The organism is Streptomyces sp. NPDC041205, assembly GCF_055591765.1.
This window is the reverse complement of the sequence record NZ_JBVIZH010000002.1, coordinates 776863-803050: the sequence shown is the minus strand read 5'-3', so window position 1 is coordinate 803050 and position 26188 is coordinate 776863. Positions and strand designations below refer to the sequence as shown.

The following is a 26188-nucleotide window of genomic DNA, read 5'->3' as shown; positions in this document are numbered from 1 at the left end:
CGGGGTGTGTGTCGCGGTCTGCGTACGGGGTGTGTGTCGAGATGTATCCCTGGGATGCGCGTACGAGGCGTGTCCGCGGCTCGCGCGCGGGGGACGCGCGTACGAGTCTCAGAACCGTCCGCCCCCGCCCCTGCGGCCCCGGGTCCCGCCCCCGCCGAAGCTCCCGGGCCCGCCCCCGCCGAAGCCGCCCCCGCCCGTCCCGCCGAAGCCCCCGCGTCCGAGACCGCCGAGGATCTGCCCGAGGACGATCCCGCCGAGGACGGCGCCGCCCGTACCGCCCGCGCCACCGCCCCCGCCCCCGCCGTACGGATTGCCGTAGGCCCGCACGTCCCGCTCGGCGAGCGCCTGGGCCTCACGGGCGAGGGAGTCGGCGCGCCGGGCCTCGGCGAGGGCGGCGGAGGGCTGACCGCCGCCCCCGGCTTCGCCACCGCCGCCGCTCCAGGCTTCACCCCCGCCACGAGTCCCGTCACCGCCACCACCGGACTCGCCCCCGCCTCCGTCCCCACCACGGGTCCCGCCACCGTCCTCATCCCTGCCATCGCCCCCACCCCATGCCGCAGCAGCCGTGCCGCCCGCCCCCGTACCGTCCACGCTCGTCCTCGTCCCCGCCCCCGTACCGTCCGCCCCCGCACTCGTCCCCGCACCACCCGCCATCCCCTCGGCCCTCTCCAAGTGCCGCTCTGCCTCCGCCAGCCTCGTCCGGGACGCGCTGCCCACCGCGCCGCGGTGTGTCGTGACGTAGTCCGCGGCGGCGGCGACGGCGCTGCGGGCGGTGAGGAGGGCCTGGTCGAGGAGGGAGCGGGCGCGGGTGTCGGCGTGCTCGCGTTCGCGGGCGCCGGCCAGGGCGGTGTCGAGTGCGGCGTCGGCCTCCTCCACCCGGCGCAGGGCGTCGATCGGGTCGTACGGCCCGGAGGCGAGGGCCCGCCGCACCTCCCCGGTGACGGCCTCGACGCGGGCCACGCGTCCGCGCAGGTCGGCGTCGGGCGCCCCGCCCGCGCCGGTGAGCCGCCCGCGCGCCTCCGCGAGGTCGGCCTCCGCCTCGCTCAGGGCGCCCGGCAACCGGCCCGCCGCCTGGGCGAGTTCACCGGCGAGCCGCTCGACGGCGGCGAGGAACGTGTCGGCCTGGTCGACGGCGCCCTCGGCCGCGCGGAGATGGACGGCGGCCGTGCCGTTGTCGGCCCCGTCGACGGCCGTCCGGGCCTGGTGCAACTGGGTGGTGGCGAACACGAGCCGGTCCTTGGCCTGTTCGACGTTGCCGACGACCGCTTCGCTCGCGCCGGGGGAGTAACGGGCGCGCAGTTCCTTCAGGGTGCTCTCGGCGTCGAGGGTGCGGGCGCTGACCTGCTGGAACACCGTCTCGGCGTGGTCGAGGGCGGCGGGCGCGGCGCGTTCGAGGGCGCGCAGCTGGTCGAAGGCCGCGGCCTCGGCGTCCAGGCGGCGGCCCGCCTCGGCGCAGCGGGCGACGATCTCGTCGAGCATGCGGCGCCGGGTCGCGTCGTCCTCCGGAAAGGCGTCGTCGAGCTGCTGGCGCAGCCGGAAGGCGGCCGTCAGCTCGTCGCGCGCGGCGGCCACGGCGGCCGTGAAGGGCCGCGCGGCCTCCTCCCCGAACTGGGCGGTGGCGAAGCCGAGTTCCTCGGCGCTGGTGCGCACCGCGTCGTCGGTCTCGACGAGCAGGGCCCTGGCGCGGGCGTCGAGCTCGGGCAGCGGCTCGGGTCCGGCGCCGGTGCCCCTGTCGGGTGTCGTACGGGAGGTGAGGCGCCGCCGCCGACGCCGGTACGCGACCAGGGCGAACCCGCCCGCCGCGCAGGCCGCGACCACCGGAAGCACCAGGTCACCCGCCACCCCGTCGTCCGCGCTGCCCGCGCCCGGGTCCGCCTCGCCCGGGGTGATCGTCGGCGCCACCACCCGCTGCCCGTCGAGCACCGCCGCGTACCCGTTCGCCGCGCCGACGGCGGCTCCCGCCCAGTCGTGGCGCCGCAGGGCGGGCTCGACGGCAGTGGCGGCGACGTCCCGCAGCTGGTCGTCGGTGAGCCGGGCGGCCGCGTCGACGGAGTAGGCGTACTGCCGGTCGTGGGTGGCGACGGCGAGCAGCACGTCGTCGGCGCCGAGCCCGTTGCGGTCGGCGGTGGTGTCGGCCCAGCTCCGCGCGGACCGCCCGGAGAAGTCGCGTACGTACACGACGAACAACTGGATCCGCTGCTCCTCGTAGAGCCGGTCGAGCGCGGTGGCCACGGCCGCGCGCCGGTCGCCGAGCGCGTCGGTGCGGTCGGTGATCTGGCCGTCGCGGTCGAGGCGGACCGGGTCGTCGGCGGGCGCGCGGGGCGCCGCGGGCAGGGCGGGCGCCGCGCCCGCCGGGGGCGCCGACAGCGGGAGCCAGCACCAGAGCAGCAGCGCGGCGGCCGCCGCCCGCGCGGATATGTGCGACGGGGCGCGGGAGGACGGCGTCACATTTGGCAGCGTATGACCGCCCATGGGGTCACGCGACCGGGACGGGGCGGCACCCCCGTCGCCGCCCCGCCCCGCACGCCCCGACCCCGTGAGCCCCCTACGGCTCCACGAACCGGACCTCCGGGTGGCGCGGCGAAGGCCCGTCAAGGAGGTGGTCGTCGCGCCCGCCGAGCCAGCGGTCGAAGAACGAGGCCACGTAAGCGCGCTGGGCGGCCGTGGCGCGCGCCGGGTCGACGGTGCCGATGTTCTGCTCGATGACGTCGCGCCCCACTCCGGCCTGCGGCAGGACCGACGCGAGGTCGGTGAACGTCTGGTGCTTGGAGCCGCGCAGGTTCAGGTCCCGCTTCCAGCCGGTGCCGTGCTTCCAGAAGGAGCCCCAGGACGGCTCGGTGGTGTGGTCGCTGCCGTCACGGCCCATCAGCAGGAACGGCCGGTGGTCCAGGCCGTGCCGGGCGACGGGCGTGAGGTTGGTCCCCTCGGGCTCCGAGTTGTGCTCCAGGGTGCCGTCCAGATCGACGCCCGCCTTGACGCGTTTGTCCTCGTACATCGTCTCGGCGGCGGCCATCCCGCCCGCGGAGTGCCCGAACATGCCGACGCGGTCCGGGTCGATCGCCCCGCCCAGGCCGTGCGGCAGCGCGCCGAGCCGGTCGAGCACGAACTTGTCGTCGGCGACGCGGGCGTCGAGCACCTTCTTCATGAGCTGGGGCAGCTTCTCCTGCGGGGTCTGCGCGAGCGCGTCCCGCAGGGGCTTGTCGGTCTTCACGGAGCCGTCGGGGAAGGCGACGCCCGGGGACTCGTAGGTGTGGTCGACGGTCACCACGACGTAGCCGCGGCTCGCCATCTCCTCGACGAGGGCGGTGCCCCAGGTGCGGGGGTCGTTGGCACCGGCGCTGTACACGAGCACGGGCAGCCGCCGGTCGCCCGCGGCCGGGCGCTTCAGGGGCGCGCCCTCCCGTGCGTGCGTCCGCATGCCCGCCCAGTCGACGGCGTCCTTCGGTATCCCGTGCGGCGCGGCGGCGTTCCAGCGCGCGGCGGCGCCCTTCGCCATGTACGGCGCGAGGCGGTGCCCGCCGGTGGCCCGCGCCGGGTACCAGACGCTCACCATCAGTTCCCGGTACGGCTGCGAGGCGACCCACGGGTCGTGCCGGGAGCGGTCGACCAGGCGGGTCGAGAACGTACCGACGGCGTGCGGACCGGTGGGCGCGGGCAGCGCGGCCCGTACGCCGTGCGCCGCCGGGGCCTTGCCCGAGCCCAGTGCGGAAACCGGCGCGGCCGCCCCGGCGGCGAGCACGGTGGCCACGGCGAGCCCCAGGGCGAGCGCGCCCCTGCGGGTACGGGAACGGGACGAGCGAAGATCGCGAAGGTTCATGCCTCCATGTTGGTCCCGCCCCACGCCCGCCACCATGGAGGAAACCGGAGAATCCGAGCTGGGGGATTACCCCCACCTCGGATTCCATGGTCGCGCCGGTGCCGAGGGATCGACCCGGCGGTCCTTACGTCGTCGGCCGCCGCCGGATCTTGTTGCCGAGCCAGACCAGCGGGTCGTACTTGCGGTCGACGGCCCGCTCCTTCAGCGGGATCAGGGCGTTGTCGGTGATGCGGATGCCCTCGGGGCACACCTCCGTGCAGCACTTGGTGATGTTGCAGTAGCCGAGGCCGTGCTCCTCCTGGGCGGTCGCCTTGCGGTCGAGGCCGGTGGCGGCGGCCGCGTCCAGGGGGTGCATGTCGAGTTCGGCGACGCGCATGAGGAAGCGGGGCCCGGCGAAGGCCGTCTTGTTCTCCTCGTGGTCGCGCACCACGTGGCAGGTGTCCTGGCACAGGAAGCACTCGATGCACTTGCGGAACTCCTGGGAGCGGTCCACGTCCTCCTGCATCATGCGGTACTCGCCCGGGCCGAGCTCCTTGGGCGGCACGAACGCCGGGACCTCCCTGGCCTTCGTGTAGTTGAAGCCCACGTCCGTCACCAGGTCCCGCACCACCGGGAAGGCGCGCAGCGGCGTCACCGTGATGACCTCGTCGCGCTCGAACACCGACATGCGGGTCATGCACATCAGGCGCGGCCTGCCGTTGATCTCCGCGGAGCACGAACCGCACTTGCCCGCCTTGCAGTTCCACCGCACGGCGAGGTCGGGGGCCTGGGTGGCCTGGAGCCGGTGGATGATGTCGAGGACCACCTCGCCGTCGTTGACCTGGACGGTGAAGTCCTTCAGGTCACCGCCGTCGACATCGCCGCGCCACACCCGGAAGCGCGCGTCGTACGCCCCCGAGCCCTCGCCGCCGCCCCCGTCCGCGGCCGCGCCGGAACCCGTGCCGGAAGTCGTCCTCGTACTCACTCGTAGAGCTCCTCTTCGGCGAGGTACTTGACCAGCTCCTCCTTGTCGAAGAGGGCGAGCAGGTCGGGGCGGATGGGGTCGGTCGTGACCCGGGTGAGGTCGATCTGGCCGCGGGCCGGGTCGCTCACCGCGAGGACGCCCGTCGGGTCGGCGAGGGCGCACAGCAGGTTCACGCGGCGCCAGTCGCGGCTCATGCCCGGGTGGTCCTCGCGGGTGTGCCCGCCGCGGCTCTCCGTGCGCTCCAGGGCCGCCCGCGCCACGCACTCGCTGACCAGGAGCATGTTGCGCAGGTCGAGCGCCAGGTGCCAGCCCGGGTTGAACTGGCGGTGCCCCTCGACCCCGGCCCTGCGGGCGCGCTGCCGCAGCTCCGCCAGTTTCTCCAGGGCCTGCGCCATCTCGGCATCGCGGCGGATGATGCCGACCAGGTCGTTCATCGTCTGCTGGAGCTCCTGGTGCAGGGTGTACGGGTTCTCGGGCGCCGTGCCCGCCTCCGGGCCTTCGGCGCTGAACGGGCGCAGCGCCTCGGCGGCCGCCGCGTCCACCTGGGCGTCGTCCACGACCGGGGCGCTGGCGAGGCCGTCCGCGTACCGCGCCGCGTACAGACCCGCCCGGCGCCCGAACACCAGCAGGTCGGAGAGCGAGTTGCCGCCGAGCCGGTTCGAGCCGTGCATGCCGCCCGCGACCTCACCGGCCGCGAACAGGCCGGGCACGCCGCGCGCCGCCGCCGTGTCCGACTCGACCGCGATGCCGCCCATCACGTAGTGACAGGTCGGCCCGACCTCCATCGCCTCGGCCGTGATGTCGACGTCCGCCAGCTCCTTGAACTGGTGGTACATGGACGGCAGTCGGCGCCGGATGACCTCGGCGGGCATACGCGTCGACACGTCCAGGAACACCCCGCCGTGCGGGGAGCCGCGGCCCGCCTTCACCTCGGAGTTGATGGCGCGGGCCACCTCGTCGCGGGGGAGCAGCTCGGGCGGGCGGCGGTTGTGGTCCGGGTCGTCGTACCAGCGGTCGCCCTCCGCCTCCGACTCCGCGTACTTCTCCTTGAAGACGTCCGGGATGTAGTCGAACATGAAGCGTTTGCCGTCGGAATTGCGCAGCACACCGCCGTCGCCGCGCACGGACTCGGTGACGAGAATGCCCTTCACCGACGGCGGCCAGACCATTCCGGTCGGATGGAACTGCACGAATTCCATGTTCAGGAGCGGAGCGCCCGCGAGCAGCGCGAGGGCGTGCCCGTCACCGGTGTACTCCCACGAATTCGACGTCACCTTGAAGGACTTGCCGATGCCGCCGGTGGCGAGCACCACGCTCGGCGCCTCGATGACGAAGAAGCGCCCGCTCTCGCGCTCGTAGCAGAAAGCGCCCGAAACCCGCTCGCCGTCCTTCAGGCTGTGTTCTTTCAAGATGCGGGTGACCGTGCACTCCTGGAATACCTTCAACCGGGCCTCGTGGTCGCCGAATTCGCGCTCGTCCTCCTGTTGCAGGGCGACGATCTTCTGCTGGAGCGTGCGGATGAGTTCGAGGCCCGTGCGGTCGCCGACGTGCGCGAGCCGCGGATACTCGTGCCCGCCGAAGTTCCGCTGCGAGATCCGGCCGTCCTTCGTACGGTCGAAGAGCGCGCCCCACGTCTCCAGCTCCCACACCCGGTCGGGCGCCTCGCGGGCGTGCAGCTCCGCCATCCGCCACTGGTTGAGGAACTTGCCGCCGCGCAGGGTGTCGCGGAAGTGCACCTGCCAGTTGTCGCCGGAGTTCACATTGCCCATGGACGCCGCGATGCCGCCCTCGGCCATCACCGTATGGGCCTTGCCGAACAGCGACTTGCAGATCACGGCCGTACGGGCGCCCTGCTCCCGCGCCTCGATGGCGGCCCGCAGCCCGGCGCCGCCCGCGCCCACGACGACGACATCCCACTGCTGCCGCTCTACTTGAGACATCTAGAAGAACCTCGGATCGTCGAAAGCGCCGGAAGCGATCAGATACACATAGAAATCGGCGAGCGCGACGCTGATCAACGACGCCCAGGCGAGCAGCATGTGACGGCCGTTCAGCCAGCCGACCCAGCGCCACATCCGATAGCGCACCGGATGCTTGGAGAAATGCTTGAGCTTGCCGCCGACGATGTGTCGACAGGAGTGGCAGGAGAGTGTGTACGCCCAGATGAGCGTGATGTTCACCAGGAACACGAGGGTGCCGATCCCCATGTGCCCCCACTCGTAGTCCTCGTCGCGGAAGGCGAGGACGGTGTCGTACGTGAGAATGCCCGCGACCGGCACCGCCGCGTAGAAGAAGTACCGGTGGATGTTCTGCAGGATCAGCGGGAAACGCGTCTCACCCGTGTACTTCGCGTGCGGTTCCGCCACCGCGCAGGCGGGCGGTGACGCCCAGAAGCCGCGGTAGTAGGCCTTGCGGTAGTAGTAGCAGGTGAGGCGGAAACCCAGCGGGAAGATGAGAATGAGCAGCGCCGGGGAAAGTCCCCACCAGCTGCCGAAGATCTCCCAGTTGGGACCGTTCCGCATCGGTTCGCAGTTCTCCGCGACGCACGGAGAGTAGAACGGCGAGACGTAGGGCGCCTCGTAGTAGTCGGCGTTCGCGAACGCCCGCCACGTCGAGTACACGACGAAGGCGAACAGTCCGGCGGCGGTCGCGGCGGGCTGGAGCCACCAGCGGTCCGTCCGCAAATGGGCAGCGGTGATGGCGGCGCGCGTGCCGTGCCGTACGCCGCCGGGGCCCGTGCCCTTCTTCAGATGGGGTTCCGTGCCAGTGGCCAACGAGGCTCCACTCCTTCGTCGACAGGTCCGGTCGCTAGGGCGCGCGGCGGTCGCGGGCGCCCAGGCCCTCGTCGTCCGAGTCCGTCCACAGGGACCGGTCGTACGGCGTGTCCGGGATGGTGACCAGCTCGGGGCCGGCCTTCGGGCGTGCGGGTGGGGCTTGTGGTGCCGTGGCGGAGGTGGCGGCCGCGCGCAACAGGGCGACGCTCTCGCGCAGGTGCTCGGTGTCCATGCGGACGCGGCGGAAGTCGACGCCCGCGAGTTGTGCGTCGGCGTGCTGCTCGACCTTGCCCACGGTGCGGACCAGGTCGTCCACGCAGCGCTGAATGGCCGTCAGATCATCGTGCAGAGCCATGACTTGCCCTCACTTCACAGGTGCGGTGGCAACGCTCATGCGCCTGAGAGTGTCGCCCCTCACATCCCGGATTGGGAACCCATGTGCGTGGATTCGGGCGGGGGCGCCTTGGAGGGGACGTTCTCTGGCCGGGGGGGGGCAGGGGCCGGGGGCCGGGGGCGCCCCCGATCGCGCTCCGCGCTCGTCCTCAATCGCCGGACGGGCTCAATTCTTCTCGCCTTGGTCGTCGGGGCCTGGCACTCCGCCCGCCCCGCAGTGCGTCTTCGGCGCGCTGGTCCGGTCGGGGCGGGTGGGTGGGAGAAAGCCCGCCCGGCGTTTGAGGGCGAGCGCGCAGCGCGATCGGGGGTGCGGCGGGCCCGGCCGCAGGCGTACGCCGGGCCGGGCCGACCGGGGGTGGGACAGCCGCGGCCGCAGGCATGTTGCGCCGCATGGGTGGCTTCCTCGGCCCACCCCGCCGTGTCGGCGCCCCCGCCAGAACTCCGTCCCGTTCAGTGGATGCCATACGTGTGATCAACTCCATATTTCCCCCGCGATACCGCCAAACGTGCAAAAGCACGCACACCCGGCAACGCCACCAGATCCCGCCGCCCCCGCCCCCGTCCCGGCAGGGCGGGCGAGCCCGGGCAACCCCCGGAGGTACCGTCATGCCCCTCGACCGCGCCAAGCCGCGACCGGTCCGCCCGGCGGCCACGGCCCGATCCGCCGTGTTCCTCGCCGCCGGAGTCCTCGCGCTGCCCGTCCTCACCGGGTGCGGCTCGGGCGAGGAGTCGAGCGCCCCGACGGCCGGGCAGGACACCGCCCCCGCGGCCCGGGACCAGGTCGCCGACGGCGGCTCGGTGAAGTGGGCCGTCGACGCCCTCCCCGAGACCTTCAACTCCTTCCAGTCCGACGCCGACGAGGCCACCACCCGCGTCGCGGGCGCCGTACTCCCCTCCATGTACCGCCTCGACTCCCGCGGCAGACCCCAGCCCAACGCCGACTTCCTGGAGTCCGCGAAGGTCGTCGAGCGCGAGCCCCAGCAGGTCGTGCTCTACAAGCTGAACCAGCAGGCGGTGTGGAGCGACGGCCGTGAGATCGGCGCCGACGACTTCGCCGCCCAGTGGCGCGCACTCTCCGGCAAGGACAGCGCGTACTGGACCGCCCGCAACGCCGGCTACGACCGCATCGGCAAGATCGAACGCGGCGCCAACAACCTGGAGGTGCGCGTCACCTTCGACAAGCCCTACGCGGACTGGCGCTCCCTGTTCTCGCCGCTGTACCCGAAGGACGTCATGGGCACCCCGGACTCCTTCAACGACGGCGCCCGCACCAAGCTCAAGGTCACCGCCGGCCCCTTCGCCCTGAAGGACGTCGACCGCGCCGCGGGCGAGCTCACCCTGCGCCGCAGCCCCCGCTGGTGGGGCAGCCCCGCCAAGCTCGACAAGCTGGTCCTGCGCGCCGTCCCCCGCGACAAGCGCGCCGCCGCCCTCGCCGAGGGCAAGGTCGACCTCGCCGAGATCGACGCCGACGAGGCCGGCCGCATCGCCCTCGCCGCCCGCGACAAGGGCGCCAGGGGCCCGCTCGCCCACGGCCCCGGCACCGCCCTCACCCCGGCCGCGGCGCTGCGCTCCTGGGCCCGCGCCCACGGCTCCGACGAGGAGGCCGCGGACACCGAGCAGGAGGCCCGCAAGAAGGCCCGCAAGGCCGTCGAGCGGTACGCCGAGGAACAGTCGGGCCTGCGCGGCTACGTGGTCCGCAAGTCCCTCGAACCCGCCTACACCCAGCTCGCCCTCAACGGCTCCGAGGGGCCCCTCGCCGACGACCGCGTCCGGCGCGCCGTCGCCCGCGCCCTGAACCGCGACGAACTCGCGGAAACGGTTCTGAAGCCCCTCGGCCTGCCCGCCGAGCCCGTCGGCAGCCACCTCGCCCTCGCCGGACAGGACGCGTACGCCGACAACAGCGGCGCCCTCGGCGACCAGGACACGGCGGAGGCCTCCGCCCTCCTCGCCGACGCGGGCTGGACCCCCGGCGGCCCCCTCAAGGAGAAGGGCAAGGAGAAGGGGGAGGGCAAGAAGAAGGACGGCGACGGGGACGGGGGTGACGCCGGGTCGGAGGCCTCCGGGAACGACACGGACTCCGGCTCGGGCTCCGGATCGGGCTCAGGCTCCGGCTCCGGGTCCGACGACGGCACCTACATCGTCGGCGAGGACGACCAGAAGCCCGGCGACCCCCGCACCGCCCTCCTCAGCCCCGCCCGCGCCGCCGCCTACCAGCAGTCCGTCCTGATGCGCCAGGCCGACGCCCTCACCGCGCGCCGCGAGGCCGACAAGGAACAGAAGAAGGACCCCGGCGGCCACGCCAAGCAGCACGCGAAGAAGCAGGCCCAGGGTGGCGCCCCGGGCGCTTACGCCCCCAAGGGCACCGCCGCCCCCAAGGCCGCCAAGGGCGCCGCCGCGGGGCCGCTGGCCAAGGACGGCAAGGCGCTCACGCTGCGCTTCGTGCTCCCCTCCGGGGCGGGCTCGGAGTCGCTGCGCGGGGTCGCCGACCGGATCTCGCGGATGCTGCAGCGCATCGGCGTCCGCACGGAGATCGCCAAGGTCGCCGACGACAGCTACTTCAAGGACCACATCGCGTCCGGCCAGTACGACCTGGCGCTGTACTCCTGGCCCGCGTCCGCGTTCCCCGCGACCGACGCCCGCCCGATCTTCGCCAAGCCGGTGCCCGCCGCGGACGGCTCCCTGAACGTCGAGCAGAACTACACCCGCGTCGGCACCGACCACATCGACCAGCTCTTCGACCAGGCCGTGAGCGAGCTGGACGAGTCCGAGAACCGCTCCCTGGTGAAGAAGGCCGACGCCCGCATCTGGGCGGCGGCGGGCTCCGTCCCCCTCTACCAGCGCCCCCAGCTGGTGGCGGCCCGCACCAACCTCGCCAACGCGGGCGCCTTCGGCTTCGAGACCCCGACGTACCAGGACATGGGCTTCCTGAAGCCGGGAGCGAAGGCGGTCAAGAAGCCGTAGCGGGAGCCCGACAAGCCGCTCCCGGCGAGGCCACGTAGGATGGGGTAAGGCCGTGGCACGTCTGCCCGGCAGGGCACGCGTACGAAATGGACGTACGCGCCGCCGTCCAAGCCTCCCGGGAGAAGCGCACCTCGCATGCCCACGCGCCACGACATTCGTAACGTCGCCATCGTCGCCCACGTCGACCACGGCAAGACGACCATCGTCGACGCCATGCTCAAGCAGGCGGGCGCCTTCGCCGCGCACGCCGCCGAGTCCCTCGACGACCGCATGATGGACAGCAACGACCTGGAGCGTGAGAAGGGCATCACGATCCTGGCCAAGAACACGGCCGTCAAGTACCACCCGAAGGATGGCGGCGACGTCATCACCATCAACATCATCGACACCCCCGGCCACGCCGACTTCGGCGGCGAGGTCGAGCGCGGTCTGTCGATGGTGGACGCGGTCGTCCTCCTCGTCGACGCCTCCGAGGGCCCGCTGCCGCAGACCCGCTTCGTGCTCCGCAAGGCGCTCCAGCAGCGGCTGCCCGTGATCCTCTGCATCAACAAGACGGACCGTCCGGACTCGCGCATCGACGAGGTCGTGAACGAGACGTACGACCTCTTCCTCGACCTGGACGCCGACGAGGACCAGATCGAGTTCCCGATCGTCTACGCCTGCGGCCGTGACGGCGTGGCCTCGCTGACCAAGCCGGAGGACGGCACCGTCCCGGCCGACAGCACCAACCTGGAGCCGTTCTTCACCACGCTGCTCCAGCACGTCCCGGCCCCCGAGTACGACGAGACCGCGCCGCTCCAGGCCCACGTCACCAACCTGGACGCCGACAACTTCCTCGGCCGCATCGCGCTGCTCCGCGTCGAGCAGGGCGAGCTGCGCAAGGGCCAGACCGTGGCCTGGATCAAGCGCGACGGCACGATCGCCAACGTCCGCATCACCGAGCTGATGATGACCGAGGCGCTCACCCGCAAGCCCGCGGAGGTCGCGGGCCCCGGCGACATCTGCGCCGTCGCCGGCATCCCGGACATCATGATCGGCGAGACCCTCGCCGACCCCGAGAACCCGATCGCGCTTCCGCTGATCACGGTCGACGAGCCCGCGATCTCCATGACCATCGGTACGAACACCTCGCCGCTGGTCGGCCGCGGCGGCACCGGCAAGGGCGCGGACGCCAAGGCGGCCGTCAAGGACCGCAAGGTGACCGCCCGCCAGGTCAAGGACCGTCTGGACCGCGAGCTCATCGGCAACGTCTCGCTGCGTGTCCTCGACACCGCGCGCCCCGACGCCTGGGAGGTGCAGGGCCGCGGCGAGCTGGCGCTCGCCATCCTGGTCGAGCAGATGCGCCGCGAGGGCTTCGAGATGACCATCGGCAAGCCGCAGGTGGTCACCAAGCAGGTCGAGGGCAAGACGTACGAGCCCGTCGAGCGCATGACCATCGACGTGCCCGAGGAGCACATGGGCGCGGTCACGCAGCTCATGGGCGTCCGCAAGGGCCGCATGGACAACATGTCGAACCACGGCTCCGGCTGGGTCCGCCTGGAGTTCGTCGTCCCGTCCCGCGGCCTCATCGGCTTCCGTACGGAGTTCCTGACCCAGACCCGCGGCACGGGCATCGCGCACTCCATCCACGAGGGCCACGAGCCGTGGTTCGGCGAGCTGAAGACCCGTAACAACGGCTCTCTGGTCGCCGACCGCGCCGGCGCCGTCACCGCGTTCGCGATGACGAACCTCCAGGAGCGCGGCGTGCTGTTCACCGACCCGGGCACCGAGGTGTACGAGGGCATGATCGTCGGCGAGAACTCGCGCTCCGACGACATGGACGTGAACATCACCAAGGAGAAGAAGCTCACCAACATGCGCTCCTCCTCGGCCGACTCCTTCGAGGCGATCGTCCCGCCGCGCAAGCTCTCCCTGGAGCAGTCCCTGGAGTTCTGCCGCGACGACGAGTGCGTCGAGGTGACCCCGGAGGCCGTGCGCATCCGCAAGGTCGTCCTGGACCAGAAGGAGCGCGGCCGCACGGCCTCGCGCGCCAAGCACGGCTGACGCGAACCGCTGAGACCGTCCTGAGGCCGGTTCCGCGCACTCCCAGGAGCGCGCGGAACCGGCCTCTCGCGTTGCGGCGGGCGATACGGTGACGATGTGACGCGCGTCGACCCCCAGGGCCGTCGACGGCCCGCCTGGCAACCGGTTTTCGCTCACGATCTGTCCGGTATGCGGACCCACTTGACCGTTAGATGTGTAACACGTCCGTTTCGCAACCATCTATCTGGGATCGGTTTGTCCGGATTTTGGAAGTTGTACGTGCCAGGTGTGATTGAACCGAGACCAAAAGGGTGTGGTCGGGCCGTACCTCATGGCTAATAGTTGACCGCGTATAGCTCGGGTCAATGGGTCACGCGCTGTGGGGAGCGCCGACTCACGAGCACACTGGGGTACTCGATCTTCGCCGTCAGGGGTGTCGGCGCTGCTCTGCGTACCCCCTCTTGTAGTGAACAAGTGGACTCATGAGGAGGAACCCCATGCGTGGTGCCAAGAGCGCCAAGTGGGTCGCCATAGCCGGCGTTGTGGCGCTTACCGCTACTGCCTGTGGTGGAGGCGACGACAAGAAGAGCAGCGGCAAGGTCGACCCCAAGGGGATCGTCAGCTACGCCAACGGTGAGCCGCAGAACCCCCTGCAGCCTTCCAACACCATGGAGGCGTACGGCAGCGTCGTCATCGACGCGCTCTTCACGGGTCTTGTCCACTACGACAAGCAGGGCAACATCACCTACGAGAACGCCGAGTCGGTCACGCCCGACAAGGCGAACAAGGTGTGGACCGTCAAGCTCAAGAAGGGCTGGAAGTTCCACGACAACACGCCGGTCACGGCGAAGTCGTACGTGGACGCCTGGAACTGGGCCGCCGACCCGGCCAACGGCCAGCAGAACAGCTCCTGGTACCGCGACATCGTGGGCTACGACAAGGTGCACCCCGCGAAGGGGAAGGCCAAGGCGAAGACCATGTCCGGCCTGAAGGTCGTCGACGAGAACACCTTCACCATCACGCTGAACTCGGGCATCCCGTACTACGCCTACAAGCTTGTCTACAAGCCCTTCTTCCCGCTGCCCGCGGCCGCGCTGAAGGACCCGAAGAAGTACGGCGAGGCCCCGGTCGGCAACGGCCCGTACAAGTTCAAGAGCTGGCAGCACAAGAAGTCGATCCAGGTCACGGCCTGGTCCGGCTACAAGGGCGAGGACAAGCCCAAGAACGGCGGCATCAACTTCAAGGCGTACACGACGCCGACCGCGGCCTACCAGGACCTGCGCTCGGACAACGTGGACACCATGCCGCTGATCCCGGACAGCGAGCTCTCCAACTACAAGAACGACTTCGGTGACCGCGCGATCACCTCGGACTTCTCGGCGATCAACACGATCAACCCCGCCTTCTACACGAAGCAGTGGAAGAACATCGACGTCAAGGTCATCCAGGGCCTGTCGATGGCGATCGACCGCGAAACCATCGCCAAGACCACGTTCTACGGCACCCGCAAGTCGGCCTCCGGCTGGGTCGCCAGGGGCGTGAAGGGCTACAAGGCCGGCGCCTGTGGCGAGTTCTGCAAGTTCGACCCGAAGAAGGCCAAGCAGTCCATCAAGGACGGCGGCGGCGTCCCGGGCAACAAGATCTCGATCCAGTACAACGCCGACCAGCCGCACAAGGGCTGGGTCACCGCGGTGTGCAACGACATCCAGAAGAACACCGGCGTCAAGTGCGTCGGTGACCCGGTGACCGACTTCCAGGCGGACACGGAGATCCGTGACCAGAAGAAGGTCAAGTCGATCTACCGCTCCGGCTGGGTGCTCGACTACCCGTTCAACGGCAACTTCCTCGGCGACCTCTACGGCACCGGCGTCGACGGCAACAAGGGCGGCTTCTCGGACCCGAAGTTCGACAAGCTGGTCAAGAAGGCCGACGCCGCCAAGACCATCGAAGAGTCGGCCGACCTGTACAACCAGGCCGAGGCCGAGCTGAAGAACAGCTTCCCGGGCATCCCGCTCTGGTACAACACGACGAACTCCGCGTACTCCAACAACGTGAAGAACGTCGAGTTCGACCAGGCCGGTGACCCGATCCTCTCCGAGGTTCAGGTCTTCGAGAAGTAGCAGTCGCCGGAGTTCCGTTCACGTGAAGCGACGCCCGGCGATCCCGGGCGTCGCTTGCGAACGGCTCCGCAATGGACGGAGGCACCACCATGGGGCGCTACGTCGCGAGGCGACTGCTCCAGATGATCCCGGTCTTCATCGGGACAACCCTGCTGATCTTCCTGATGGTCAATGTCCTCCCCGGCGACCCCGTACGGGCGCTGTGGGGAGACAAGCCGCCGGACCCGGCGCAGGTGGCGCAGATCAAGCACGACCGCGGCCTGGACCTGCCGCTGTGGGAGCAGTATCTGCACTACATGAAGGGCCTGCTCCAAGGGGACTTCGGCAACACCATCGCGGGCAACAGACCCATTCTTGACGAGATCACGCAGGCATTCCCGGTCTCGGCGCGCCTCGCCGCCATGGCGTGGACGTTCGAGCTCGTCGTCGGCATCACCCTGGGCGTGTTCGCCGGCATCCGCCGCGGCCGCATCGTGGACAACACGGTGACGCTGTTCACGCTCCTTGTGATCTCCGTGCCGATCTTCGTGGTCGGTCTGCTCTTCCAGCTCTACCTGGGCAACGAGTGGGGATGGATCACACCGACGGTGCAGGACTCCGAGGACATGGGGCAGTTGCTGGTCCCGGCACTCGTGCTCGGCATGGTCGGTCTCGCGTACGTCGCCCGACTGACCAGAACCTCCATCGCGGAGAACCGTTCGGCGGACTACATGCGCACCGCGGTGGCCAAGGGCCTGCCCAAGCAGCGCATCGTCACCCGGCACCTGCTGCGCAACTCGCTGATCCCGGTGGTCACCTACCTGGGCACCGACATCGGCACCCTCATGGGCGGCGCGGTCATCACCGAGGGCATCTTCAACGTCACGGGCGTCGGCAACCTGCTCTTCACCTCGCTGGCCCGCCGTGAGGGCGCGGTCATCGTCGGCATCGTGACCGTCCTGGTGCTCGTGTACCTCCTCGCCAGCCTGCTCGTCGACCTGCTTTACGCGGTCCTGGACCCGAGGATCCGTTATGCCTGACCTGACCAAGACCTCGACCGCGGACGAGGCGGCGGCACCGGACGAGGTGGTGGCCGGGGCCGTGGTCTCCGCGACCCCCGCGCCGGGCAAGCCCCGCAGCCTCTGGGGCGACGCCTGGCGGGATCTGCGCCGCAACCCGCTGTTCGTGATCTCGGCGCTCCTGATCGTGCTCCTCGTCGTGGTGTCGCTCTTCCCGGGCATGTTCACCGACGCGGACCCGGAGACCGGCGACCAGGCCAAGCACTTCCTGGGCAAGCCCGAGCTGAGCCACTTCTTCCAGGCCGACTGGTTCGGTTACGACGGCACGGGGCGCAGCATCTACGCACGCGTCCTGTTCGGCGCCCGGAACTCCATCGTGGTCGGCGTCGGCGTGACCCTCCTGGTCACCTTCTTCGGCGGCCTGGTCGGCATGCTCGCCGGATACTTCGGCGGCTTCTGGGACAGCGTGCTCTCCCGTATCACCGACGTGTTCTTCGGCATCCCGTTCCTGCTCGGCTCCATGGTCGTGCTCAACGGCTTCACCAGCCGCACCGTCTGGGTGGTGATGGGTGCCCTGGCCTTCCTGGGCTGGACGCAGATCGCCCGCGTGATGCGCGGTGCGGTCATCACGACCAAGCACGCGGACTACGTGGTGGCGGCGCGAGCGCTCGGCGCCGGGACGAAGCGGATCCTGTTCCGGCACATCCTGCCCAACGCCATCGCTCCGGTGATCGTCGTGGCGACCATCGCGCTCGGCACGTACATCGTCGCCGAGTCGACGCTCTCCTACCTGGGCCTCGGTCTCGGGGAGGGCGCCATCTCCTGGGGCGGTGACATCTCCGACGGCACCCAGTTCATCCGGAACAACCCGCATGTGCTGCTGTTCCCCGCCGGAATGCTCAGCATGACCGTGCTGGCGTTCATCATGATGGGTGACGCCGTACGCGAAGCCCTCGACCCGAAGCTGCGCTGAGGGAGGCGTACGTGACGATCACAGAGAAAACCGCGGACGTCCCCGCCCCCCGCTCGGGCGAGGAGAAGAGCGGCCGACTGCTCGACGTGAAGGACCTGCACGTCGAGTTCCACACCCGCGACGGCGTGGTCAAGGCCGTCAACGGCGTCAACTACAGCGTGGACGCGGGCGAGACGCTCGCCGTGCTCGGCGAGTCCGGCTCCGGCAAGTCGGTCACCGCACAGGCGATCATGGGCATCCTCGACATGCCGCCCGGAAAGATCCCGCAGGGCGAGATCCTCTTCCGCGGCCAGGACATGCTGAAGATGTCCAACGAGGAGCGCCGGAAGATCCGCGGCCGCAAGATCGCGATGATCTTCCAGGACGCGCTGTCGTCCCTGAACCCGGTGCTCTCCGTCGGCTACCAGCTCGGCGAGATGTTCCGGGTGCACGACGGCCTGTCCCGCAAGGAGGCCAAGGCCAAGTCCGTCGAGCTGATGGACCGGGTGAAGATCCCGGCCGCCAAGGAGCGGGTGAACGACTACCCGCACCAGTTCTCCGGCGGTATGCGCCAGCGCATCATGATCGCGATGGCGCTCGCCCTGGAGCCGGACCTGATCATCGCCGACGAGCCGACCACGGCCCTCGACGTGACGGTCCAGGCACAGGTCATGGACCTGCTCGCGGAGCTCCAGCGTGAGTACAACATGGGCCTGATCCTCATCACCCACGACCTCGGTGTGGTCGCGGACGTGGCGGACAAGATCGCCGTCATGTACGCGGGCCGGATCGTGGAGACGGCCCCGGTGCACGAGTTGTACAAGCGGCCCGCGCACCCGTACACGCGCGGTCTGCTGGACTCGATCCCGCGCCTTGACCAGAAGGGCCAGGAGCTCTACGCGATCAAGGGCCTGCCGCCCAACCTCCTGAGGATCCCCTCGGGTTGCGCGTTCAACCCGCGCTGCCCCAAGGCGACGGACATCTGCCGCACGGAGATCCCGCCGCTGGTTCCGGTGACGGAGCAGGACGGCGCGGAGCTCGTGGGCCGCGGCAGCGCGTGCCACTTCTGGAAGGAGACGATCCATGGCTGAGCTCAAGAAAGGCGCCGAGGGCGCCGAGCCGACGGACGCCACTCCGAACGTCACCGAGGTCGAGACGGTCGACGCGGCGACGCCGGAAGAGGCCGTGGCCGTGATCGAGGCCCCGGCCGAGCGCGGGGAGCCGATCCTCCAGGTCCGCAATCTGGTCAAGCACTTCCCGCTCACGCAGGGCATCATCGTCAAGCGCCAGATCGGCGCGGTGAAGGCGGTCGACGGCATCTCGTTCGACCTCTACCAGGGCGAGACGCTCGGCATCGTGGGCGAGTCGGGCTGCGGCAAGTCCACGGTCGCCAAGCTCCTGATGACCCTGGAGCGGGCCACGGCGGGCGAGGTCTTCTACAAGGGCCAGGACATCACCAAGCTGTCCGGCCGGGCGCTCAAGGCCGTCCGCCGGAACATCCAGATGGTGTTCCAGGACCCGTACACCTCGCTCAACCCCCGTATGACGGTGGGCGACATCATCGGGGAGCCGTTCGAGATCCACCCCGAGGTGGCTCCGAAGGGTTCGCGTCGGCAGAAGGTCGAGGAGCTCCTGGACGTCGTCGGCCTCAACCCCGAGTACATCAACCGCTACCCGCACCAGTTCTCGGGCGGTCAGCGCCAGCGCATCGGCATCGCGCGCGGCCTGGCGCTCAACCCCGAGATCATCATCTGCGACGAGCCGGTCTCGGCCCTGGACGTGTCCGTCCAGGCCCAGGTCATCAACCTGATGGAGAAGCTCCAGGACGAGTTCAACCTGTCCTACCTCTTCATCGCGCACGACCTGTCGATCGTCCGGCACATCTCGGACCGCGTGGGTGTGATGTACCTCGGCAAGATGGCCGAGATCGGCTCCGACGAGCAGATCTACGACCACCCGACGCACCCGTACACGCAGGCGCTGCTCTCCGCGGTGCCCGTCCCGGACCCGGAGGCCCGAGAGGGCCGCGAGCGCATCATCCTCACCGGTGACGTGCCTTCTCCGGCGAACCCGCCGTCCGGCTGCCGCTTCCGCACCCGCTGCTGGAAGGCGCAGGACAAGTGCGCGGAGGAGGTCCCGCTGCTCGCGATCCCGGAGCGCTTCGTCGGCAAGGACACGCCCGCCGCCCACGAGTCCGCGTGCCACTTCGCGGAGGAGAAGGACGTGGTGCACGCGGCGTAGCGCCGTGGTGCTGTGAGTGTGCCCCGTCGGCAGGCCCGGCGGGGCACAGCCACGTTCCGTCGCGGCTAGCGCCGGTCCGGCTTTCCGTAGCGCCGCAAGTCGGACGTGCCGACGGTCCAGGGGCCCAGGGAGACCTGGTCGCCGAAGATGTAGGGCTCCTTCTCCCCGTAGTGCGCCCCGCACGGCTCGGAGTGCACCTCGATGGTGCCCTTCCTGGGGTCGACGATCAGGTAGTGCTCGATGCCCATCGCGGGGTAGTCGGAGAGCTTTCCGACGTAGTCGTTCTCCGGGTTCGAGGGGGAGACGATCTCGATGACGGCGAGGACCTGCGTGGCGTCCACGGCCAGGCCTTCCTCGTCGAGGACCGCCTCCGGGATCACCACGGCGTCCGGGCGGCGCATGCGGCCGATCGGAGGGTGCTCGATCTGGGGGCCGTTGGCGCAGATGTGGCCGGGGTGAGTGGTCGGGAGCTGCTCGTCCAGGTGCTTGCGGATGCGGTGGACTGTGCCCGCATGCCGCTTCGGCGGGCGGGTCATCGCCAGTACCGGGCCGGAGGGGCCGATCTCGACACTCCAGGAGCCTTCGAGGCGCTCGGCGTAAGCCACGAGGTCTTCGGCGATCGCGCGCATCTCGGCGTAGTCCACGCGGGGAGCGTAGCGAGGCCCCGCGGTGCCGCATGCGTACATCCGGATGGCCTCCCCCTCATACGGCCGGGCTAAATGTGCGGTTCGTCCGCTCTGCCGCGATATTTGCGGTAACGCGCACACAGTCGGCGCGCAGAGCGATCGAGGAGGCACTCCATGCGTGGAGCCACGCACGCCAAGTGGGCCGCTGGTGCGGTGGCCGTCGCACTCGCGGCGACGGCCTGTGGGGGTGGGAGCGGCGGTGGTGGCGGCGACGGCTCCGGGGTGGTGGGGTCCTCCTGGGGGGATCCGCAGAATCCGCTGGAGCCCGCGAACACGAATGAGGTGCAGGGCGGCAAGGTCCTGGACATGGTCTTCCGGGGGCTCAAGCGGTACGACCCGAAGACCGGCGAGGCCAAGGACATGATCGCCGAGTCCATCGAGACGAAGGACTCGCAGAACTTCACCGTCAAGCTCAAGGACGGGTGGAAGTTCAGCAACGGCGAGGCGGTCACCGCCAAGTCGTTCGTCGACGCGTGGAACTACGGGGCGCACCTCAAGAACAACCAGAAGAACGCCTACTTCTTCGGGTACATCGAGGGGTACGGCGAGGTGCACCCGGAGAAGGGGGACGCGACGGCCGAGACCTTGTCCGGGCTCAAGGTCGTCGACTCCAGGACCTTCACCGTGAAGCTCACGCAGAAGTTCTCCACCTGGCCCGAGACCCTCGGCTACCCCTCCTTCGCACCGCTGCCCAAGGCGTTCTTCGACGACCACGCGGCCTGGCTGTCCAAGCCCGTCGGCAACGGCCCGTACACCGTGAAGTCGTACCAGAAGGGCTCCAAGATGGAGCTCAGGAAGTGGGACGGGTACAAGGGGGACGACAAGGCGCAGAACGGCGGCGTGGACCTCAAGGTCTACACGGACAACAACACCGCCTACACGGACTTGATGGCGGGGAACCTCGACCTGGTCGACGACGTCCCGGCCTCGCAGCTGAAGAACGTGAAGAGCGACCTCGGGGACCGGTACATCAACACCCCCGCGGGGATCATCCAGACCCTCGCCTTCGCCTTCTACGACAAGAAGTGGGACAAGGCCGGCGCGGAGAAGGTCCGGCAGGGGCTCTCCCGGGCGATCAACCGTGAGCAGATCACCGACACGATCTTCCAGAAGACCCGTACACCCGCCAAGGACTGGACCTCGCCGGTGCTCGGCGAGGACGGCGGCTACAGCGACAGCGCCTGCGGCGACTGGTGCGAGTACGACGCGGCCGAGGCGAAGAAGCTCGTCGAGGAGGGCGGCGGCATCCCCGGCGGCACCCTGAAGATCTCGTACAACGGGGACACCGGCTCGCACAAGGAGTGGGTGGACGCCGTCTGCAACTCCATCAACCGGGCCCTCGGCAACGACAAGGCCTGCGTCGGGAACCCCATCGGCACCTTCGCAGACTTCCGCAGCCAGGCGTCCCAGCAGAAGCTCGACGGGGCCTGGCGCGCGGGCTGGCAGATGGACTACCCGCTGATCCAGAACTTCCTGGAGCCGAACTACTACACGGACGCCTCCTCCAACGACGGCAAGTACTCCAACAAGGACTTCGACAAGCTCATCAACGAGGCCAACGGAGAGACCGACGCGGCCAAGGCCGTCACCAAGTTCCAGGACGCCGAGAAGATCCTCGCCAAGGACATGCCCGCCATCCCGCTCTGGTACCAGAACGGCAGCGCCGGCTACTCGGACCGGGTCTCCGACGTCTCGCTGAACCAGTTCAGCGTGCCGGTCTACTCGGAGATCAAGGTCAACTGACGTCGGTGGAGCGGCCGTTCGGCGCCTTCGCCGGGCGGCCGCTCCCACTACTCCTGGAGCGAGTCCCATGGGTCGTTATGTGATCCGGCGTCTGCTGCAGATGATCCCGGTCTTCTTCGGCGCCACACTGCTGATCTTCCTGATGGTCAACGTGATGGGCGACCCCATCGCGGGCCTCTGCGGCGACCGCAAGTGCGACCCCGCGACGGCCGCCCAGCTGAAGAAGGAGTTCGGCCTCGACAAGCCCGTGTGGCAGCAATACGCGACGTACATGGGCAACGTCTTCACGGGCGACTTCGGCACCGCCTTCAACGGCCAGAAGGTCACCGAGCTGATGTCGTCGGCGTTCCCCGTGACCCTCCGGCTCACCCTCGTCGCCATCGTCTTCGAGATCGTCATCGGCATCTCGCTGGGCGTCCTCACCGGCCTGCGGCGCGGCAAGCCCGTCGACACGGTCGTGCTGCTCCTGACGCTCGTGGTCATCTCCATCCCCACGTTCGTGACCGGTCTGCTGCTCCAACTGCTGCTCGGCGTCGAGTGGGGCGTCATCAAACCGTCCGTGTCGACGGAGGCGACCGTCGACGAACTGATCGTGCCGGGACTCGTGCTCGCGTCCGTCTCACTGGCGTACGTCACCCGCCTCACCCGGACCTCCATCGCCGAGAACCGCCGCGCCGACTACGTCCGCACGGCCGTGGCGAAGGGCCTGCCGCGGCGCCGCGTCATCACCAGGCACCTGCTGCGCAACTCACTGATCCCGGTCGTCACCTTCATCGGCACGGACGTGGGCGCGCTGATGGGCGGCGCCATCGTCACCGAGCGGATCTTCAACATCCACGGCGTCGGCTTCCAGCTCTACCAGGGGATCCTGCGGCAGAGCACCCAGACCGTCGTCGGGTTCGTGACGGTGCTCGTCCTCGTCTTCCTGCTGGCGAACCTGATCGTCGACCTGTTGTACGCCGTACTCGACCCGAGGATCCGCTATGCCTGAACCCCATGAGCCCGCCGAGGGCGCCATCGCAGGGACCGGCGCGGGCGGCGCGATGGACCTCGCGGCGAGTGAGGCGACGACGCTCGCCCCGGGCGGCCCCGAAGGCGGCCCCGGCGGCAGCGGCGCCGCCACTCCCGCCCGCAGCCTGTGGTCCGACGCCTGGCGCGACCTGCGCCGCAACCCCGTCTTCATCCTCTCGGGCCTGATCATTCTGTTCCTGGTCTTCATCTCGCTGTGGCCCTCCGCGATCGCCTCCGGCGACCCGCTGGACTGCGACCTCGCCAACGCCCAGAAGGGGTCGTCGCCCGGCCACCCCTTCGGCTTCAACGGCCAGGGCTGCGACGTCTACACGCGCACCGTGTACGGCGCCCGCGCCTCCGTCACCGTCGGCGTCTGCGCCACCCTCGGCGTCGCGGTCCTCGGCAGCGTGCTCGGCGGGCTCGCCGGGTTCTTCGGCGGCGTGTGGGACGCGATCCTCTCCCGCATCACCGACGTCTTCTTCGCGATCCCCGTCGTCCTCGGCGGCCTGGTGCTCCTCTCCGTCGTCACCAGCAACACCGTCTGGCCCGTGATCGGCTTCATGGTGCTGCTCGGCTGGCCGCAGATCTCCCGCATCGCCCGCGGCTCCGTCATCACCGCCAAACAGAACGACTACGTCCAGGCCGCCCGCGCCCTCGGCGCCTCCAACTCGCGGATGCTGCTGCGGCACATCACGCCCAACGCCGTCGCCCCGGTCATCGTCGTCGCGACCATCGCCCTCGGCACGTACATCGCCCTGGAGGCCACCCTGTCCTACCTGGGCGTCGGCCTGAAGCCCCCCACGGTGAGCTGGGGCATCGACATCTCCGCCGCGTCCCAGTACGTCCGCAACGCCCCGCACATGCTGCTCTGGCCCGCGGGCGCCCTCGCGGTCACCGTGCTCGCGTTCATCATGCTCGGCGACGCGGTGCGCGACGCCCTCGACCCGAAGCTGAGGTAGCCGCCCATGGCGAACACGGCATCCAAGCTGCTCGAAGTCCGCGATCTGCACGTGGAGTTCAGGACCCGCGACGGCGTCGCCAAGGCCGTCAACGGCGTGGACTACGCCGTGGCCGCGGGCGAGACCCTCGCCGTGCTCGGCGAGTCCGGCTCCGGCAAGTCCGTCACCGCCCAGGCAATCATGGGCATCCTCGACATCCCGCCCGGCCGCATCACCTCCGGCGAGATCCTCTTCCAGGGCCAGGACCTGCTGAAGCTCAAGGAGGAGGAGCGGCGCAGGATCCGCGGCGCGGGCATGGCCATGATCTTCCAGGACGCCCTCAGCTCCCTGAACCCCGTGCTCAGCGTCGGCGACCAACTCGGCGAGATGTTCGTCGTGCACCGCGGGATGTCCCGCAAGGACGCCCGCGCCAAGGCCGTCGAGCTGATGGACCGGGTCCGCATCCCCGCCGCCAAGGAACGCGTCACCCAGTACCCGCACCAGTTCAGCGGCGGCATGCGCCAGCGCATCATGATCGCCATGGCGATGGCGCTCGAACCGTCCCTGATCATCGCCGACGAGCCGACCACGGCCCTCGACGTCACCGTCCAGGCCCAGGTCATGGACCTGCTCGCGGAGCTCCAGCGCGAGCTGAACATGGGCCTCATCCTGATCACCCACGACCTCGGCGTGGTCGCCGACGTCGCCGACACCATCGCCGTCATGTACGCGGGCCGCATCGTCGAGAAGGCCCCCGTCCACGAGATCTACAAGGCCCCCGCGCACCCGTACACCAAGGGCCTGCTCGAATCCATCCCGCGCCTGGACCAGAAGGGCCAGGACCTCTTCGCCATCAAGGGCCTGCCGCCCAACCTCATGAACATCCCGCCCGGCTGCGCCTTCAACCCGCGCTGCCCGATGGTCCAGGACGTGTGCCGCACCGACGTCCCGCCGCTCGCCCAGGTCACGTACGAGGGACTCACCGCGGAGCGGCGCAGTGCCTGCCACTTCTGGAAGGAGACCCTCCGTGGCTGACATGGCCAAGACGGCGGACGTGGCCGAGAAGCCGGTCACGACCGAGCCGCTCCTCAGGGTCCGCGGGCTCGTCAAGCACTACCCGCTCACCCAGGGCATCCTCATCAAACGGCAGATCGGCGCCGTCAAGGCCGTCGACGGCGTCGACTTCGACCTCGGCAGCGGGGAGACCCTCGGCATCGTCGGGGAGTCCGGCTGCGGGAAGTCCACCGTCGCCAAGATGCTCGTCAACCTGGAGCGGCCCACCGCCGGTGAGATCCAGTACAAGGGCGAGGACATCACCAAGCTGTCCGGGCGCGCCCTGAAGGCGGTCCGCAGGAACATCCAGATGGTCTTCCAGGACCCCTACACCTCCCTGAACCCCCGCATGACCGTCGGCGACATCATCGGGGAGCCGTACGAGATCCATCCCGAAGTCGCCCCCAAGGGGTCGCGCCGCGCCAAGGTCCAGGAACTCCTCGACGTCGTCGGCCTCAACCCCGAATACATCAACCGCTATCCCCACCAGTTCTCCGGCGGTCAGCGGCAGCGCATCGGCATCGCCCGCGGGCTCGCCCTGCGGCCCGAGATCATCGTCGCCGACGAGCCCGTCTCCGCGCTCGACGTCTCCGTCCAGGCGCAGGTCGTCAACCTGCTTGACCGGCTCCGGCGCGAATTCCACCTCTCGTACGTGTTCATCGCCCACGACCTGTCCATCGTGCGGCACATCTCCGACCGGGTCGGGGTCATGTACCTCGGGCGGATCGTCGAGACCGGGAGCGACGCCGAGATCTACGAGCATCCGACGCATCCCTACACGCAGGCGCTGCTGTCCGCCGTACCCGTGCCCGATCCGGACGCCCGGGAGCATCGTGAGCGGATCATTCTGAGCGGGGACGTGCCGTCGCCCGCCAATCCCCCTTCCGGGTGTCGGTTTCGGACTCGCTGCTGGAAGGCGCAGGAGCGGTGCGCTCTGGAGGTCCCGGCGCTCGCCGTTCCGGCGGAGTTCCGGGGGGTGGAGGGGCCCGCGGCGCATGACTCCGCGTGCCACTTCGCGGAGGAGAAGCACGTGGTGCCGTGATGTCCCGTGCGGGTGGGCCTGGGGCACCCTGTATCGGCGCTGCGCGCCTCGTCCTCAAACGCCGGACGGGCTATCTCCACCCGCCCGCCCAACCTTCCCCCAGGGCCACCCCAAAGCCCGGCACCCTCTGGCCCGAAACACCCCACCCCAGCACGTCTCCAGCCCACCCCGCAGCCACCTCTCCCGTCCGCCACAGCCACCTCCCCCCTCGCCGCAGCACCCCTCCACCTCGCCCCCCCCGCACCTTTCAGCCCGCCCCGGCGAAGTTCTCAGCCCGTCCGGCGTTTGAGGACGAGGCGCGGAGCGCCGATTCGACGGCGCCCCCGTCCCACAGCAACGGGACACCCACCCCCGGGGTCCAGGGGCGGAGCAGGAAACATTCGGGCAACCCCGTTGACCCGTGGGGGAGACATGGGGCGGGCAGGGTGTGGGGGTACGGCCGTGCGGGTGCCGTCGGACCGGTCGGGGCGCGC

The 26188-nt window shown here is 70.0% G+C and carries 19 protein-coding genes; 12 read left to right on the top strand and 7 right to left on the bottom strand.

Annotated features, from left to right (window positions below; translation table 11 throughout):
* Window positions 1-108 precede the first annotated feature (108 nt).
* From ACZ6BG_RS10535 to ACZ6BG_RS10510, 6 genes are all read right to left on the bottom strand, one after another.
* Window positions 109-2448 (bottom strand): TPM domain-containing protein, encoded by a 2340-nt coding sequence (locus tag ACZ6BG_RS10535; RefSeq protein ID WP_468999523.1) that lies wholly within the window; start codon window positions 2446-2448, stop codon window positions 109-111.
* A gap of 97 nt (window positions 2449-2545) precedes the next feature.
* Window positions 2546-3817 (bottom strand): alpha/beta hydrolase family protein, encoded by a 1272-nt coding sequence (locus ACZ6BG_RS10530; protein ID WP_468999520.1) that lies wholly within the window; start codon window positions 3815-3817, stop codon window positions 2546-2548.
* Window positions 3818-3941: 124 nt separating this feature from the next.
* The gene (locus tag ACZ6BG_RS10525; RefSeq protein ID WP_468999517.1) at window positions 3942-4781 is read right to left on the bottom strand and encodes a succinate dehydrogenase/fumarate reductase iron-sulfur subunit; all 840 of its coding nucleotides are present in this window, start codon (window positions 4779-4781) and stop codon (window positions 3942-3944) included.
* Window positions 4778-6721 carry a fumarate reductase/succinate dehydrogenase flavoprotein subunit gene (locus ACZ6BG_RS10520; RefSeq protein WP_468999515.1) on the bottom strand — a complete coding sequence of 648 codons (1944 nt, stop codon included), beginning with the start codon at window positions 6719-6721 and terminating at the stop codon, window positions 4778-4780. Before ACZ6BG_RS10520 ends, ACZ6BG_RS10525 begins: the two co-directional genes overlap by 4 nt.
* Entirely contained in the window at window positions 6722-7555 is an 834-nt protein-coding gene (locus ACZ6BG_RS10515; RefSeq protein ID WP_468999511.1) for a hypothetical protein, read from the bottom strand. It abuts the gene before it with no gap.
* Between the two features lie 34 nt (window positions 7556-7589).
* Window positions 7590-7910 carry a hypothetical protein gene (locus ACZ6BG_RS10510; RefSeq protein ID WP_468999507.1) on the bottom strand — a complete coding sequence of 107 codons (321 nt, stop codon included), beginning with the start codon at window positions 7908-7910 and terminating at the stop codon, window positions 7590-7592.
* A 644-nt stretch (window positions 7911-8554) separates the two neighbouring features.
* On the opposite strand from ACZ6BG_RS10510, the gene ACZ6BG_RS10505 reads away from it, so the two are divergent.
* The 7 genes from ACZ6BG_RS10505 to ACZ6BG_RS10475 all read left to right on the top strand — a co-directional run bounded on the left by ACZ6BG_RS10505 (window position 8555) and on the right by ACZ6BG_RS10475 (window position 19242).
* On the top strand, window positions 8555-10909 hold the full coding sequence (locus ACZ6BG_RS10505) for an ABC transporter family substrate-binding protein (RefSeq protein WP_468999504.1): 2355 nt from the start codon (window positions 8555-8557) through the stop codon (window positions 10907-10909).
* 135 nt (window positions 10910-11044) lie between these two features.
* Window positions 11045-12952: a translational GTPase TypA gene (typA, locus tag ACZ6BG_RS10500; protein WP_468451412.1), complete on the top strand. Its 1908-nt coding sequence runs from the start codon at window positions 11045-11047 to the stop codon at window positions 12950-12952.
* 476 nt (window positions 12953-13428) lie between these two features.
* Window positions 13429-15051, top strand: a complete 1623-nt coding sequence (locus ACZ6BG_RS10495) for a peptide ABC transporter substrate-binding protein (protein WP_468999498.1) — start codon at window positions 13429-13431, stop codon at window positions 15049-15051.
* 89 nt (window positions 15052-15140) lie between these two features.
* Window positions 15141-16070: an ABC transporter permease gene (locus ACZ6BG_RS10490; protein WP_468999494.1), complete on the top strand. Its 930-nt coding sequence runs from the start codon at window positions 15141-15143 to the stop codon at window positions 16068-16070.
* Window positions 16063-17022 (top strand): ABC transporter permease, encoded by a 960-nt coding sequence (locus ACZ6BG_RS10485; RefSeq protein WP_468999491.1) that lies wholly within the window; start codon window positions 16063-16065, stop codon window positions 17020-17022. Before ACZ6BG_RS10490 ends, ACZ6BG_RS10485 begins: the two co-directional genes overlap by 8 nt.
* Window positions 17023-17033: 11 nt before the next feature.
* A complete protein-coding gene (locus ACZ6BG_RS10480) occupies window positions 17034-18092 on the top strand; it encodes an ABC transporter ATP-binding protein (protein WP_468999488.1) in 1059 nt (352 codons plus the stop codon).
* Window positions 18085-19242 (top strand): ABC transporter ATP-binding protein, encoded by a 1158-nt coding sequence (locus ACZ6BG_RS10475; protein ID WP_468999486.1) that lies wholly within the window; start codon window positions 18085-18087, stop codon window positions 19240-19242. The genes ACZ6BG_RS10480 and ACZ6BG_RS10475 overlap by 8 nt, the downstream gene beginning before the upstream one ends.
* 65 nt (window positions 19243-19307) lie before the next feature.
* Here ACZ6BG_RS10475 and ACZ6BG_RS10470 read toward each other — a convergent pair whose 3' ends face one another.
* Window positions 19308-19886, bottom strand: coding sequence for a Uma2 family endonuclease (locus ACZ6BG_RS10470; RefSeq protein ID WP_468999483.1), 579 nt, complete (start codon window positions 19884-19886; stop codon window positions 19308-19310).
* A gap of 156 nt (window positions 19887-20042) precedes the next feature.
* Between ACZ6BG_RS10470 and ACZ6BG_RS10465 the strand changes: the two genes are divergently transcribed.
* From ACZ6BG_RS10465 to ACZ6BG_RS10445, 5 genes are all read left to right on the top strand, one after another.
* The gene (locus tag ACZ6BG_RS10465) at window positions 20043-21671 is read left to right on the top strand and encodes a peptide ABC transporter substrate-binding protein (protein WP_468999481.1); all 1629 of its coding nucleotides are present in this window, start codon (window positions 20043-20045) and stop codon (window positions 21669-21671) included.
* A gap of 67 nt (window positions 21672-21738) precedes the next feature.
* Window positions 21739-22662, top strand: coding sequence for an ABC transporter permease (locus ACZ6BG_RS10460; protein ID WP_030359746.1), 924 nt, complete (start codon window positions 21739-21741; stop codon window positions 22660-22662).
* Window positions 22655-23641 carry an ABC transporter permease gene (locus ACZ6BG_RS10455; RefSeq protein WP_468999478.1) on the top strand — a complete coding sequence of 329 codons (987 nt, stop codon included), beginning with the start codon at window positions 22655-22657 and terminating at the stop codon, window positions 23639-23641. The genes ACZ6BG_RS10460 and ACZ6BG_RS10455 overlap by 8 nt, the downstream gene beginning before the upstream one ends.
* A 6-nt stretch (window positions 23642-23647) precedes the next feature.
* Window positions 23648-24655, top strand: coding sequence for an ABC transporter ATP-binding protein (locus tag ACZ6BG_RS10450; protein ID WP_468999476.1), 1008 nt, complete (start codon window positions 23648-23650; stop codon window positions 24653-24655).
* Between the two features lies 1 nt (window position 24656).
* Window positions 24657-25715, top strand: coding sequence for an ABC transporter ATP-binding protein (locus tag ACZ6BG_RS10445; protein ID WP_468451734.1), 1059 nt, complete (start codon window positions 24657-24659; stop codon window positions 25713-25715).
* Window positions 25716-26188 lie beyond the last annotated feature (473 nt).